General features: G+C 68.0%; 14 protein-coding genes. 8 read left to right on the top strand and 6 right to left on the bottom strand.

The window, feature by feature from the left end; all coding sequences use genetic code 11:
• Positions 1 to 19: 19 nt before the first annotated feature.
• Entirely contained in the window at positions 20 to 1,552 is a 1,533-nt protein-coding gene (locus tag JYG37_RS15240) for an N-acetylmuramoyl-L-alanine amidase (protein WP_050017039.1), read from the bottom strand.
• A complete protein-coding gene (gene tsaE, locus JYG37_RS15235; RefSeq protein WP_050017041.1) occupies positions 1,534 to 2,085 on the bottom strand; it encodes a tRNA (adenosine(37)-N6)-threonylcarbamoyltransferase complex ATPase subunit type 1 TsaE in 552 nt (183 codons plus the stop codon). The genes JYG37_RS15240 and tsaE overlap by 19 nt, the downstream gene beginning before the upstream one ends.
• 17 nt (positions 2,086 to 2,102) lie before the next feature.
• On the opposite strand from tsaE, the gene queG reads away from it, so the two are divergent.
• The 3 genes from queG to xerD all read left to right on the top strand — a co-directional run bounded on the left by queG (position 2,103) and on the right by xerD (position 4,831).
• Positions 2,103 to 3,338 (top strand): tRNA epoxyqueuosine(34) reductase QueG, encoded by a 1,236-nt coding sequence (gene queG / locus JYG37_RS15230; protein WP_050017043.1) that lies wholly within the window; start codon positions 2,103 to 2,105, stop codon positions 3,336 to 3,338.
• Positions 3,339 to 3,401: 63 nt separating this feature from the next.
• Positions 3,402 to 3,872 carry a methylated-DNA--[protein]-cysteine S-methyltransferase gene (locus tag JYG37_RS15225; RefSeq protein ID WP_050017046.1) on the top strand — a complete coding sequence of 157 codons (471 nt, stop codon included), beginning with the start codon at positions 3,402 to 3,404 and terminating at the stop codon, positions 3,870 to 3,872.
• A complete protein-coding gene (xerD, locus tag JYG37_RS15220; protein ID WP_050017047.1) occupies positions 3,869 to 4,831 on the top strand; it encodes a site-specific tyrosine recombinase XerD in 963 nt (320 codons plus the stop codon). The genes JYG37_RS15225 and xerD overlap by 4 nt, the downstream gene beginning before the upstream one ends.
• Before the next feature lie 69 nt (positions 4,832 to 4,900).
• On the opposite strand, the gene JYG37_RS15215 is transcribed toward xerD, so the two are convergent.
• Positions 4,901 to 6,463 carry a class I adenylate-forming enzyme family protein gene (locus tag JYG37_RS15215; RefSeq protein ID WP_204383377.1) on the bottom strand — a complete coding sequence of 521 codons (1,563 nt, stop codon included), beginning with the start codon at positions 6,461 to 6,463 and terminating at the stop codon, positions 4,901 to 4,903.
• Between the two features lie 234 nt (positions 6,464 to 6,697).
• Here JYG37_RS15215 and ybaK point away from each other — a divergent pair, with 234 nt between their 5' ends.
• Both ybaK and plsY read left to right on the top strand, forming a co-directional pair.
• On the top strand, positions 6,698 to 7,189 hold the full coding sequence (ybaK, locus tag JYG37_RS15210; protein WP_047898865.1) for a Cys-tRNA(Pro) deacylase: 492 nt from the start codon (positions 6,698 to 6,700) through the stop codon (positions 7,187 to 7,189).
• Between the two features lie 116 nt (positions 7,190 to 7,305).
• Positions 7,306 to 7,947: a glycerol-3-phosphate 1-O-acyltransferase PlsY gene (gene plsY, locus JYG37_RS15205; protein WP_050017052.1), complete on the top strand. Its 642-nt coding sequence runs from the start codon at positions 7,306 to 7,308 to the stop codon at positions 7,945 to 7,947.
• Positions 7,948 to 8,024: 77 nt separating this feature from the next.
• Here plsY and JYG37_RS15200 read toward each other — a convergent pair whose 3' ends face one another.
• Positions 8,025 to 8,510: a YajQ family cyclic di-GMP-binding protein gene (locus JYG37_RS15200; protein WP_006482217.1), complete on the bottom strand. Its 486-nt coding sequence runs from the start codon at positions 8,508 to 8,510 to the stop codon at positions 8,025 to 8,027.
• A gap of 135 nt (positions 8,511 to 8,645) precedes the next feature.
• Between JYG37_RS15200 and murB the strand changes: the two genes are divergently transcribed.
• Positions 8,646 to 9,695 (top strand): UDP-N-acetylmuramate dehydrogenase, encoded by a 1,050-nt coding sequence (gene murB, locus JYG37_RS15195; protein ID WP_050017055.1) that lies wholly within the window; start codon positions 8,646 to 8,648, stop codon positions 9,693 to 9,695.
• 85 nt (positions 9,696 to 9,780) lie between these two features.
• Here murB and argF read toward each other — a convergent pair whose 3' ends face one another.
• Positions 9,781 to 10,710 carry an ornithine carbamoyltransferase gene (gene argF, locus JYG37_RS15190; protein WP_027785240.1) on the bottom strand — a complete coding sequence of 310 codons (930 nt, stop codon included), beginning with the start codon at positions 10,708 to 10,710 and terminating at the stop codon, positions 9,781 to 9,783.
• 423 nt (positions 10,711 to 11,133) lie between these two features.
• Here argF and JYG37_RS15185 point away from each other — a divergent pair, with 423 nt between their 5' ends.
• A complete protein-coding gene (locus JYG37_RS15185; protein WP_011546046.1) occupies positions 11,134 to 11,454 on the top strand; it encodes a DUF3579 domain-containing protein in 321 nt (106 codons plus the stop codon).
• Between the two features lie 159 nt (positions 11,455 to 11,613).
• On the opposite strand, the gene rpsT is transcribed toward JYG37_RS15185, so the two are convergent.
• Entirely contained in the window at positions 11,614 to 11,886 is a 273-nt protein-coding gene (gene rpsT, locus JYG37_RS15180; protein WP_006482211.1) for a 30S ribosomal protein S20, read from the bottom strand.
• A gap of 301 nt (positions 11,887 to 12,187) precedes the next feature.
• On the opposite strand from rpsT, the gene murJ reads away from it, so the two are divergent.
• Positions 12,188 to 13,738 carry a murein biosynthesis integral membrane protein MurJ gene (gene murJ / locus JYG37_RS15175; RefSeq protein WP_050017059.1) on the top strand — a complete coding sequence of 517 codons (1,551 nt, stop codon included), beginning with the start codon at positions 12,188 to 12,190 and terminating at the stop codon, positions 13,736 to 13,738.
• Position 13,739: the final 1 nt, after the last annotated feature.

Raw genomic sequence — 13,739 nt, 5'->3', positions numbered from 1 at the left:
GGCAGGGAACGGGTGACGCTCAGGCCATCCGGTTCTTCGCGAGCGGCGGATTCGCGGCGAAATAACGCTTGATGCCGCGGAAGATCGCGTCGGCCATCTCGTCGCGATAGCTGTCGTCGTTGAGGCGGCGCTCTTCGTCCGGGTTGCTGATGAACGCGGTCTCGACGAGGATCGACGGAATGTCGGGCGCCTTCAGCACCGCGAACCCGGCCTGCTCGACCGAGCCCTTGTGCAGCTTGTTGATGCCGCCCACTTCCTTCAGCACGTAGTTGCCGTAGCGCAGCGAGTCGCGGATCTGCGCGGTCGTCGACATGTCGAACAGCGCGCGGTTCACGGCCGCGTCCGCCGTCTTGATGTTGATGCCGCCGATCAGGTCCGACGAATTCTCCTTGTTCGCCATCCAGCGCGCCGCGGCACTCGTCGCGCCGTGGTCGGACAGCGCGAACACCGACGAGCCGCGCGCGGACGGCGTCGTGAACGCATCCGCGTGGATCGACACGAACAGGTCGGCGCCGACGCGGCGCGCCTTCTGCACGCGCACGTTCAGCGGCACGAAGAAGTCGGCGTCGCGCGTCATCATCGCGCGCATGTTCGGGGCGGCGTCGATCTTCGCGCGCAGCTTCTTCGCGATGTCGAGCGCGATGTGCTTCTCGTACGTGCCGCCGCCGCCGATCGCGCCCGGATCCTCGCCGCCGTGGCCCGGGTCGATCGCGACCGTCAGCAGGCGTACCGTGCCGCCCTTGCCGGATTTTGGCGCGGTGAACTTGTAGGTGTCCCCGTCGTCGTCGTTGTCGTCGCGGCGCGCGATGACGGGCGGCGGCTTGACGGCCGGCTTCGCGGGCGTCGACGGCGTGCCGGCGGCCGGCGGCGTATGCGGCGCGGCCGGGGTGTTCTGCGCGAAACGCTGGAAGAATGCGTCGCTGTTGTCGCCCGCGCCCGCGCCGGGCGGCGGGGTGCCCGGGCCGGCCAGCGTGGACGGCGGTTGCATCTGCTGCGCGCGCGCGGTGTCGTTGAGCGCCTGTTCCTTGCGTTCCGTCTGCGCGATCAGGTCGGACAGCGGATCGGGCGCGACGGCCGGATACAGGTCGAACACGAGCCGGTACTTGTACGTGCCGACGGGCGGCAGCGTGAACACCTGCGGCTTCACCGAGCCTTTCAGGTCGAACACCATCCGCACGACGTGCGGCTGATACTGGCCGACGCGCACCGACTGGATCTGCGGATCGTTCGGCGCGATCTTCGATACGAGATCGCGCAGCGCCTGGTCGAGGTCGAGGCCGTTCAGATCGACGACCAGGCGGTCGGGACCCTGCAGCAGCTGTTGGCTATTCTGCAGCGGCTGGTCGGATTCGATCGTGACGCGCGTGTAATCGCGTGCGGGCCACACGCGCACGCCGAGCACCGACGACGCGTGCGCGAGCCGCGGCGCGACGAGACCGAGCACCAGCGTCGACGCCCCCGCGCGCAGGATCTGACGGCGCCGCCAGTTGTGCGTCGCGGTGGCCGCCGATTCGATCGAGCGGAACGGTTTGATCAACATCTTTCGAGACATGCCTTTCCTGAAGCGCTGTACGCCCGGACGGTGAGGGCACGGCCGTCGCCATCCACGTCGAGCGAGAAAACCAGATCGGGCACGCCGAGCAGCGCACCCGCCTGTTGCGGCCATTCGACGAGGCAGATCGCGCTGGAATTGAAATATTCGCGAAAGCCTGCATCGGACCATTCGGCCGGATCGTTGAATCGATACAGATCGAAGTGATAGACCTCGAGTTCCCCGTCGCTGCGCTCGAGCGCGTACGGCTCGACGAGCGTATAGGTCGGGCTGCGCACGCGCCCCGGGTGGCCGAGGCCGCGCAGGATCGCGCGCACGAGGGTCGTCTTGCCCGCGCCGAGATCGCCGACCAGCTGGATCTGCAGCCCGTCGAACGCATGGGCGCGGCCGAGCTCGATGCGCGCCGCGTCGAGCGCGTGCGCGAAGCGGGTGCCGAAGGCCTCGGTTGCAGCTTCGTCGGCGAGCGCGATCACGCGCTCCGCGAGCGGGGCGGGCAACATGGCATGAGGCGGTTGGCTGGACGTGGCTGGCATTCTCGTAAAATAGTGCGATGAACCGACTACCGGAACGCGCCGCATCCGACAGGCCTTCGACTCATGGCGAAGGCGCGGCGCCGTGCGCGCTCGACGATGCGGCGTTGAGTGCGCTCGCCGCTCGCATCAGGGCGTGGGGGCGCGAATTGGGTTTCGGGGCGATCGGCATCAGCGACACCGATCTCTCGGATGCCGAAGCGGGCCTTGCCGCCTGGCTGGAAGCCGGATACCACGGCGAAATGGATTATATGGCCAAACATGGGATGAAACGCGCGCGGCCGGCCGAACTTGTGGCCGGTACGCGACGCGTGATTTCCGTGCGGCTCGCCTATATGCCGGCCGAAACGCTCGCGGCCGACACGCCCGACGACGAGCCCGGCGCGCTCGCGCCGCACGACTGGCGCGCGCGCGAACGGGCGCGGCTCGACGATCCACAGGCGGCCGTCGTGTCGATCTATGCGCGCGGCCGCGACTATCACAAGGTGCTGCGCAACCGGTTGCAGACGCTCGCGGAGCGCATCGAGCACGAGATCGGCGGGTTCGGCTACCGCGTGTTCACCGATTCGGCGCCCGTGCTCGAAGTCGAGCTCGCGCAGAAGGCCGGGGTCGGCTGGCGCGGCAAGCACACGCTGCTGCTGCAGCGCGATGCCGGCTCGCTGTTCTTTCTCGGCGAGATCTACGTCGACCTGCCGCTGCCGACCGACGCGCACACGTCGCCCGACAGCGCGCCCGAGGCGCCCGGCGCGCACTGCGGCAGCTGCACGCGCTGCATCGACGCGTGCCCGACCGGCGCGATCGTCGAGCCGTACCGCGTCGACGCGCGCCGCTGCATCTCGTATCTGACGATCGAACTGAAAGGCAGCATCCCCGAGCCGCTGCGGCCGATGATCGGCAATCGCGTGTACGGTTGCGACGACTGCCAGCTCGTGTGCCCGTGGAACAAATTCGCGCAGGCCGCGCCCGTCGCCGACTTCGACGTGCGGCACGGCCTCGACCGCGCGACGCTCGTCGAGCTGTTCGCGTGGGACGGCGAGACGTTCGATACGCGGATGCAGGGCAGCGCGATCCGGCGCATCGGCTACGAAAGCTGGCTGCGCAATCTCGCGGTCGGGCTCGGCAATGCGCTGCGCACCGGCGCGGACCGGCTCGCGCCGCCGGCGCGCGCCGCGATCGTCGCCGCGCTGCGCGCCCGCGCCGACGATCCGTCGCCGATCGTGCGCGAGCATGTCGAATGGGCGCTGCGAGCCGCGTGAAGGCGGCGTAAAGTGTCGTCGGCGCGCGGGCAGGGCCGCGCGCATTCCGGTCAGGAGAAGTCCATGTTCAACGCAGTCATCGACGCGCCGTTCGGCAAGGTCGGCATCCGCACGGATGCCGCGGTGGTGCGCGAGATCGTCTATCTGCCCGAATCGATGAAGTCGGTCGATCCGGACTCGGCGCTCGCGAAGCGCGCGGTCGAGCAGATCGAACGTTATTTCGAGCGCGCATCGGCGCGCTTCGACCTGCCGCTCGCCGACGTCGGCAGCGCATTCCAGCACCGCGTATGGGACGTGATCAGCGACATCCCGCCCGGTACGGTGCTGACCTACGGCCAGGTCGCGAAGCGAATCGGCAGCGCGCCGCGCGCGGTCGGCCAGGCGTGCGGCGCGAACTACTTCCCGCTCGTGATTCCGTGCCATCGCGTCGTCGCGGCGGGCGGCCTCGGCGGATTCGCGAACCACGACGACAACGGCTATTACCAGAAAGTGAAGCGCTGGCTGCTGGCGCACGAGGGCGTGCCGTACCAATGAGCGAACCGATGATTTCCCCCCGCGCCGACAACGACAGCGAGATCGACGCCGTTGCGGCATCGCCCGCGCTGCTCGCGAGCCGCGCGTCGATCGACGTGTTCTGCGATGCGCTGTGGCTCGAGCACGGGCTCGCGCGCAACACGCTCGATGCGTACCGGCGCGACCTGGTGCTGTTTTCCCACTGGTTGGCCGCGACGCACGGCGCGCCGCTCGACTCGGCCGACGAGGCGATGGTGACCGGCTACATCGCCGCGCGCAGCGACGGCAAGGCGACGTCGTCGAACCGGCGGCTGTCCGTGTTCCGCCGCTATTACGGCTGGGCCGTGCGCGAGCATCGCGCGAGCGCCGACCCGACGCTGCGGATCACGTCCGCGAAACAGGCGGCCCGATTCCCGTCGACGCTGTCCGAGGCGCAGGTCGAGGCGCTGCTCGGCGCGCCCGACATCGGCACGCCGCTCGGCCTGCGCGATCGCACGATGCTCGAGCTGATGTACGCGAGCGGGCTGCGCGTGAGCGAACTCGTGACGCTGAAGACGGTCGAGGTCGGCCTCAACGAAGGCGTCGTGCGCGTGATGGGCAAGGGGTCGAAGGAGCGGCTCGTGCCGTTCGGCGAAGTCGCGCACGGCTGGATCGAACGCTACCTGCGCGATGCGCGGCCGGCGCTGCTCGGCGCACGCGCGGCCGATGCGCTGTTCGTGACCGCGCGCGGGGACGGGATGACGCGCCAGCAGTTCTGGAACATCATCAAGCGTCACGCGCAGCAGGCCGACGTGCGCGCGCACCTGTCGCCGCACACGCTGCGGCACGCGTTCGCGACGCACCTGCTGAACCACGGCGCCGACCTGCGCGTCGTGCAGCTGCTGCTCGGCCACAGCGACATCTCGACCACGCAGATCTATACGCACGTCGCGCGCGAGCGGCTCAGGACGCTGCACGCGCAGCATCACCCGCGCGGCTGACGCGTGCCGCGCGTGCATTCGCGCGGCGCGGACTGCAATGCGGACGCGCGCAGCGCGCCGGCGGCGGCGTCAGACCAGTTCGCGTAGCCGGTGCTTGAGCACCTTGCCGGTCGACGCGGCCGGCAGCGCATCGAGCACGCGGATATGCGCAGGGCGCTTGTAAGCGGTGAGCCGATCCGCGCACCACGCGTGCAATGCCGCCTCGTTCGCCGCCGCGCCGGGCACCAGCTCGACGAACGCGAGCACTTCCTCGTTGCCGTCGATCGCGCGGCCGATCACGGCCGCCTGCACGACGTCCGGATGCGCATTCAGCACCTGTTCGACCTCGACCGGATACACGTTGAAGCCCGAGCGGATGATCAGCTCCTTGCTGCGGCCCACGATCGTCACCGCGCCGTCCGCGTCCTGCCGCGCCAGATCGCCGGTGCTCAGCCAGCCGTCCGGCGACACGGCCGCGCGCGTCGCGTCCGTGTCGCGGTAGTAGCCGAGCATCACGTTCGGCCCGCGCACGCGGATTTCGCCGACTTCGCCCGGCGGCACGTCGGTGCCGTCCGGCGCGACGATCCGCATGTCGACGCCCGGGATCGGCACGCCGACCGAACTGTCCGCGCGCGGCGCGTCGAGCGGCGTCTGCGTGATCGTCGGGCTGCTTTCGGTCATCCCGTAGCCGTTGTGCAGCGGCACGCCGTACAGGCGCTCGACGCGGGCCTTCAGGTTCGCATCGAGCGGCGAGCCGCCCGAATACGCGAAGCGCAGCCGCGGCGCGCGCCACGCGTGGCCGTGCGTGTGCAGGTGTTCGAGCAGCTTCGCGTGCATCGCGGGCACGCCCTGGAAGATCGTCACGCCTTCGTCGGCGAGCGCGACACGCACGGCTTCCGGCGAGAAGCGCGGCGCGAGCCGCAGCGTCGCGCCTGCGTAGAGGCTGCCGACGCATACCGACGCGAGCCCGTACACGTGCGACACGGGCAGCACCGTGTAGACGACGTCGTCAGGAGACACGCGGCGCAGCGTGCTCGATATCGCCGCGATGAACAGCAGGTTGCGGTGCGACAGCATCACGCCTTTCGGCGTACCGGTCGTGCCAGTCGTGTAGATCAGCGCCGCGCATTGCCCGGCGCCGTCGGCGGCCACCGGTTCGGCGGGGGCGCTTGGATCGACGCGATACGACCACGCGCCGATGTCGACCGGCAGCGCGCCGGCGGGCGTCGCGCCGAGCCGCTCGGCGTGGGTGCGCGCGTCGGCCGATGCGTCGGTCGTGAACGCGATCAGCTTCGGACGCGCATGCGCGGCGATCGCGTCGAGCTCGGCGGCCGACAGCCGCGCGTTCGACACGAGCGCCCAGGCGTCGAGGCGCGCGGCCGCGAACAGCAGCACGATCTGCGCGACGCAGTTTTCCGCGACGATCATCACGCGGTCGCCGCCTTGCACGCCGAGGCCCGCGAGCCGCGCGACCGCCGCGTCGACGGCCTGCGCCAGCTCGCCGTACGACAGCCGGCGAGCATCCTCGATCAGCGCCGGATGCGCGGGCGACTGCGCGGCCCGGTGCGCGGGCACGTCGGCGATGCGGCGCGGCAGCGCGGCGAGCAGCGCATCGACGTCGAGCGATTCGGATGAACGGATGGGCGAGGACATGGCGTCTCCAGATGAGGGGCCGGCGGCGCCGACGATATTTGCGAACGATCGTGCCATGAGGGCGCGCGCGCCACAATCAGCCAAACGGGCAATAGCGCTTCGCGATGTTCGCAACGATGATGGGCACACTTGCGACGGCGATGCGGCGGGCCGGCGGAAAACGGGTCGCGAGTATACCGCCGGCGCGGGCACGCCATCGCGCGCTCGCCGATCGTTCGCCATTAAAATGCCGCCATGAGCAAATCCAGACACGTGTCCGAAACCCCCGCGACCCAGTTGCTGCGCCGCCATGGCGTCGCGTTCGGCGAGCATCCGTACGAATACGTCGAGCACGGCGGCACCGGCGAATCGGCGCGCCAGCTCGGCGTCGACGAGCACAGCGTCGTGAAGACGCTCGTGATGGAGGACGAGCACGCGAAGCCGCTGATCGTGCTGATGCACGGCGACCGCACCGTGTCGACGAAGAATCTCGCGCGGCAGATCGGCGCGAAGCGCGTCGAGCCGTGCAAGCCCGACGTCGCGAACCGCCATTCGGGCTATCTCGTCGGCGGCACGTCGCCGTTCGGCACGCGCAAGACGATGCCCGTCTACGTCGAGGCGACGATCCTCGAACTGCCGACGATCTACCTGAACGGCGGCCGGCGCGGCTACCTCGTCAGCCTCGCGCCGGCGGTGCTCACGTCGCTGCTCGGCGCGCAGCCGGTGCAGTGTGCGAGCGTCGACTGAGGGTTTCACCTTCGTGGCACCCCGCGCCCGTTCGGTAGAATGGGCGCCGTTTCGGCCTGCCGGCTTGCCGCGCACGGCCGTCCCTTTCCCGATACGTTGAAAGAAGAGTCCTCCGCATGCAGATCCTGCTCGCCGCCCTCGTTGCCTACCTGATCGGTTCGGTGTCGTTCGCCGTCGTCGTCAGTTCCGTGATGGGGCTGGCCGACCCGCGTTCGTACGGATCGAAGAATCCCGGCGCGACCAACGTGCTGCGCAGCGGCAACAAGAAGGCCGCGATCCTGACGCTCGTCGGCGACGCGTTCAAGGGCTGGATCGCCGTCTGGCTCGCCCGGCGCTTCGGCCTGCCCGACGTCGCGATCGCGTGGGTTGCGATCGCCGTGTTCCTCGGCCACCTGTACCCGGTGTTCTTCCGCTTCCAGGGCGGCAAGGGCGTCGCGACCGCGGCCGGCGTGCTGCTCGCCGTGCACCCGGTGCTCGGGCTCGCGACCGCGCTGACCTGGCTGATCGTCGCGTTCTTTTTCCGCTATTCGTCGCTCGCGGCGCTGGTCGCGGCCGTGTTCGCGCCGGTATTCGACGTGTTCCTGTTCGGCATGCCGGGCCACAACCCGGTCGCGTGGGCCGTGCTGGCGATGAGCGTGCTGCTCGTGTGGCGTCACCGCGGCAACATTTCGAAGCTGCTCGCGGGGCAGGAGAGCCGGATCGGCGACAAGAAGAAGGCGGCCGCGGACGGCGGCGCGCAGGACGGCGGGAAAGCCTGAGCACGCGCGGCTGGCCGCGCGCCGGGCGCGCCGCGTGCGCGGGGCCCGGCCGGATGACGCGACGGATCGGCGGCCGGTCAGTCGCGGAAGTTGTTGAAGTCGAGCGGCGTGTCGGTCACGTCCTTGCGCAGCATCGCGATCGTGCTCTGCAGGTCGTCGCGCTTCGTGCCCGAGATGCGCACCGCGTCGCCCTGGATGCTTGCCTGCACCTTGATCTTGCTGTCCTTCACGAGGCGCACGATCTTCTTCGCCAGGTCGCCCGTTACGCCCTTCTTCACGGTGACGATCTGCTTGACCTTGTCGCCGCCGATCTTCTCGACCTTGCCGTAGTCGAGGAAGCGCACGTCGACGTTGCGCTTGGCCAGCTTGCCGATCAGCACGTCCTTGACCTGGCCGAGCTTGAAATCGTCGTCGGCGAACAGCGTCAGCTCGCGTTCCTTCTGCTCGACGCGCGCGTCGGAGCCCTTGAAGTCGAAGCGCGTCGAAATTTCCTTGTTCGACTGCTCGATGGCGTTCTTCACTTCGATCATGTTCGCTTCGGAAACGACGTCGAACGATGGCATGGCATTCTCCCTTGAGATGCGGGCACCCGGCTCGCGCGCGGGCACTCGCTATAATTGCGGACTGTTTGCCATTTTACCGATGCCCCTCCGTTTGCCCAAGGCCGGCCATGCGCCGCCCGGCCGACGTGACCGCGAATGCCGATGCCTCCTGACGATTGCTTCCTGTCGCTGCTTCCCGACCATCCGCTCGCCGCGCACAACACGTTCGGCATCGCCGCGCGCGCGCGCTTCGCCGCGCGCATCACGCAGGCGGCGCAGTTCGAGGCGCTGCATCGCGACCCGCGGGTCGCGAGCCTGCCGCAGCTCGTGCTCGGCGGCGGCAGCAATATCGTGTTCACGCGCGATTTCGACGGCATCGTGCTGCTCGACGAGATCGCGGGCCGCCGCGTCGTGCGCGAGGACGACGACGCGTGGTATGTCGAGGCCGGTGGCGGCGAGAACTGGCACGCGTTCGTCGCGTGGACGCTCGAGCACGGGATGCCGGGCCTCGAGAATCTCGCGCTGATCCCGGGCACCGTCGGCGCCGCGCCGATCCAGAACATCGGCGCGTACGGCCTCGAGATGAAAGCGTATTTTGATTCGCTGGTCGCGGTCGAGCTGGCGACCGGGCGCAGCGAGCGCTTCGACGCCGCGCGCTGCGCGTTCGGCTATCGCGACAGCTTCTTCAAGCGGGAAGGGCGCGGCCGGTTCGCGATCGTCGCGGTGACGTTCCGGCTGCCGAAGCAATGGACGCCGCGGCTCGGCTACGCGGACGTCACGCGCGAGCTCGACGCGCGCGGCATCGCGTCCGATGCGGCGACGCCGCGCGACGTGTTCGATGCGGTCGTCGCGATCCGCCGCGCGAAGCTGCCCGATCCGCTCGTGCTCGGCAATGCGGGCAGTTTCTTCAAGAATCCGGTGATCGACGCCGCGCAGTTCGACACGCTGCGCGCCCGCGTGCCGGAGGTCGTGTCGTATCCGCAGCCGGACGGGCAGGTGAAGCTCGCGGCCGGCTGGCTGATCGACCGCTGCGGCTGGAAGGGGCGCGCACTCGGGGCGGCGGCCGTGCACGACCGCCAGGCGCTCGTGCTCGTCAATCGCGGCGGCGCGACCGGCGCCGACGTGCTGGCGCTGGCGCGGGCGATCCAGGCTGACGTGCGCGCGCAGTTCGGCGTCGAGCTGGAGGCCGAACCGGTCTGCCTGTAACGGCGCGCGCCGGTTTTCGCGCATCCAAACGAAAAGCGCCGGTCGTCGACCGGCGCTTTTTTACGCGGGTGCGTTGGGCGGCGCGTCAGTGCTTGAGGCGGCCGAGCAGCAGGAACTCCATCAGCGCCTTCTGCACGTGCAGGCGGTTTTCCGCTTCGTCCCACACGACGCTCTGCGGGCCGTCGATCACGCCGGCCGTCACTTCCTCGCCGCGGTGCGCGGGCAGGCAGTGCATGAAGAGCGCATCCGGATTCGCGTGGCCCATCATTTCCTCGTCGACGCACCAGTCGGCGAATGCCTGCTTGCGCGCCTCGTTTTCGGCCTCGAAACCCATGCTCGTCCACACGTCGGTGGTGACGAGATCGGCGCCCTTGCACGCTTCGTTCGGATCGTCGAACACCTCGTAGAACGGCGCGCTGTCGGGCGACACGAGCTTCATGTCGAGCGCATAGCCGGGCGGGGTGGACAGGCGCAGCTTGAAGCCGAGGATCTGCGCGGCCTCGATCCACGTGTACAGCATGTTGTTCGCGTCGCCGACCCACGCGACGGTCTTGCCGGCGATCGGCCCGCGGTGCTCGTAGTACGTGAAGATGTCCGCGAGCACCTGGCACGGGTGGTAGTCGTTCGTCAGCCCGTTGATCACCGGCACGCGGGAATTCTGCGCGAAGCGCGTGATCACGTCCTGTTCGAACGTGCGGATCATGATGATGTCGACCATTCGCGAGATGACCTGCGCGGAATCCTCGACGGGTTCGCCGCGGCCGAGCTGCGTGTCGCGCGTGCTCATGAAGACGGCGTGGCCGCCGAGCTGGAAGATCCCGGCCTCGAACGACAGGCGCGTGCGCGTCGAGCTCTTCTCGAAGATCATCGCGAGCGTGCGGTCGTGCAGCGGGTGATAGGTCTCGTAGTTCTTGAACTTGCGCTTCAGGATACCCGTGCGTTCGAGCACGTACTCGTAGTCTTCCAGCGAGAAATCCTTGAACTGCAGGTAGTGACGAATGGTTTTGGCGGTCATGAAACGAAATACGGCGGGTCTCACCCGGCAGCGAGGCCGGACGGCGCCGCCGTCGGGTGTGGATAACTCAAAGCAGCATAAAGGATTTTCTGTGCTTTGACGAGCCGTGAAAAAGCCGTCGAAAGACGCGGGGCAGGATCGCCGCGCGCGACCGGCCGTGCGGGAAGAGGGGTGTCGGGACGACGCGCGATGGCGCGCTGCGGTATAATTCGAAAGTTTTCTCCAGCCCGGCAGGCAAGGCTTTTCGCGCTCTGCCGGACACAAGCCGTGCGCTGCACACATCCGGTGCAGTCCACCGGCGGCGCGCATCGACGCTCCGTTTTCGGGATATCGATCGGCGCGTGCGGCCGACCCTCCAGCTTTGTGTTCGCGTATCCAGGCGCCGTTGCCTGGGCATCGCCGGGCCGTCACTTGGGTAACCACATGGCTGAAACCCCTCCGACCGAATTTTTCATCCAGGGCATCACGAAAGACGGGAAAAAGTTTCGCCCGAGCGACTGGTCGGAACGTCTGGCCGGTGTGATGGCCTGCTTCGGGCCGGGGGCGAGCGGGCCGAACGCGCGTCTCAAGTATTCGCTGTACGTGCGCCCGACGATGCTCGGCGACCTCAAATGCGTGATCCTCGATTCGCGGTTGCGCGACATCGAGCCGATGGCGTTCGATTTCGTGCTGAATTTCGCGAAGGACAACAACCTCGTCGTGACCGAGGCGTGCGAACTGCCGGACTACAACACGAAGAAGTGACTGATGCCGACGGGCGAGGGTGCGTGTCGCACCCGCCCCCAAGGCAAGCACTGCCGCCGCGCACGATGCGCCGGCGGCAGGCAACGAAAAAGCCCGCCTAGGCGGGCTTTTTCGTGATCGCAGGAAACAGGAACGCCCGCGTGAGCGGGCGCACCGGAGTTACGCTGCTGCCTGCAGGCCCTTGACGGCTGCGGCCAGGCGGCTCTTGCTGCGAGCGGCCTTGTTCTTGTGAACGATCTTCTTGTCGGCGATCGTGTCGATCGTCTTCACGGCAGCCTTGAACAGCTCGGCAGCCTTTGCCTGGTCGCCGGCTTCAACAGCCTTGCGAACCGACTTGATCGCGGTACGGAATTTCGAGCGCAGCGCCGAGTTGTGCGAGTTTGCCTTCGCGGCCTGGCGGGCGCGCTTGCGTGCTTGTGCGGAGTTAGCCATGACGGTTCCTTATCCTGTCCTGTTTCCAGAGCTTGGAGCCTGACGGCCAAGCGCTGCTTTTCGATCCGTCCCCTGAGAACGATTGCCCAGGGGCGCATAAAAAAACGGTGATTTTAACCGAGGCCGGGACATGAAAACGGCAGTTGCCGTGCATGTACGAGCCCAGAAACCGGCGATTATAGCAACAAAATCAAGCGAGTGGCAAGTTCGACGTAACGTCCGCCAACTGGAGCGCCGGCGGCCGCGCTTTTCGGCATCGGCCGGTGGCCGGGTCGCGCAACGTCCGTATAATAAGCGCCCCATGAATCTATTCCGAGCCCTGCTGACGGTCAGCGGCTTCACGCTGCTGTCGCGCGTGACCGGACTGGCCCGCGAGACGCTGATCGCCCGTGCGTTCGGCGCCAGTCAATACACCGACGCGTTCTACGTCGCCTTCCGTATCCCGAACCTGCTGCGCCGCCTGTCCGCAGAAGGCGCGTTCTCGCAGGCGTTCGTGCCGATCCTCGCCGAGTTCAAGAACCAGCAGGGGCACGATGCGACGAAGGCGCTCGTCGACGCGATGTCCACCGTGCTCGCTTGGGCGCTGGCCGTGCTGTCGGTCGTCGGCATCGCCGGCGCGTCGTGGGTCGTGTTCGCGGTCGCGTCCGGCCTGCACGCCGACGGCCAGGCGTTCCCGCTCGCGGTCACGATGACGCGGATCATGTTCCCGTACATCGTGTTCATTTCGCTGACCACGCTCGCGTCGGGCGTGCTGAACACGTACAAGAGCTTCTCGCTGCCCGCGTTCGCGCCGGTGCTGCTCAACGTCGCGTTCATCGCCGCGGCCGTGTTCGTCGCGCCGCACCTGAAGGTGCCGGTCTACGCGCTTGCATGGGCGGTCATCGTCGGCGGCGTGCTGCAGTTTCTCGTGCAGTTGCCGGGCCTGAAGAAGATCGACATGGTGCCGCTGATCGGCATCAACCCGCTGCGCGCGCTGCGTCATCCGGGCGTGAAGCGCGTGCTCGCGAAGATGGTGCCCGCGACGTTCGCGGTGTCCGTTGCGCAACTGTCGCTGATCATCAACACCAACATCGCATCGCGGCTCGGGCAGGGCGCCGTGTCGTGGATCAATTACGCCGACCGCCTGATGGAATTCCCGACCGCGCTGCTCGGCGTCGCGCTCGGCACGATCCTGCTGCCGAGCCTGTCGAAGGCGCACGTCGACGCCGACTCGCACGAGTATTCGGCGCTGCTCGACTGGGGGCTGCGCGTCACGTTCCTGCTCGCGGCGCCGAGCGCGCTCGCGCTGTTCTTCTTCGCGACACCGCTCACCGCGACGCTGTTCAATTACGGCAAGTTCGACGCGCATACCGTCACGATGGTCGCGCGCGCGCTGGCCACCTACGGGATCGGCCTCGTCGGCATCATCCTGATCAAGATCCTCGCGCCGGGCTTCTATGCGAAGCAGGACATCAAGACGCCGGTGAAGATCGCGGTCGGCGTGCTGATCGTCACGCAGCTGTCGAACTACGTGTTCGTGCCGCTGATCGGCCACGCGGGCCTTACGCTCAGCATCGGCGTCGGCGCGTGCCTGAATTCGCTGCTGCTGTTCCTCGGGCTGCGCAAGCGCGGCATCTACCAGCCGTCGCCGGGCTGGCTGCGCTTTTTCGTGCAGCTCGTCGGCGCGGCGCTTGTGCTCGCGGGCCTGATGCACTGGTGCGCGATCAATTTCGACTGGACCGGCATGCGCGCGCAGCCGCTCGATCGCATTGCGCTGATGGCCGCGTGCCTCGTGCTGTTTGCTGCACTATATTTCGGTATGTTGTGGGTGATGGGCTTCAAATACGCTTACTTCAGAAGGCGCGCCAAGTGAC

Source organism: Burkholderia sp. LAS2 (genome assembly GCF_018417615.1).
GTDB classification, from domain to species: domain Bacteria; phylum Pseudomonadota; class Gammaproteobacteria; order Burkholderiales; family Burkholderiaceae; genus Burkholderia; species Burkholderia sola.
This window is presented reverse-complemented; position numbering and strand designations above follow the sequence as displayed.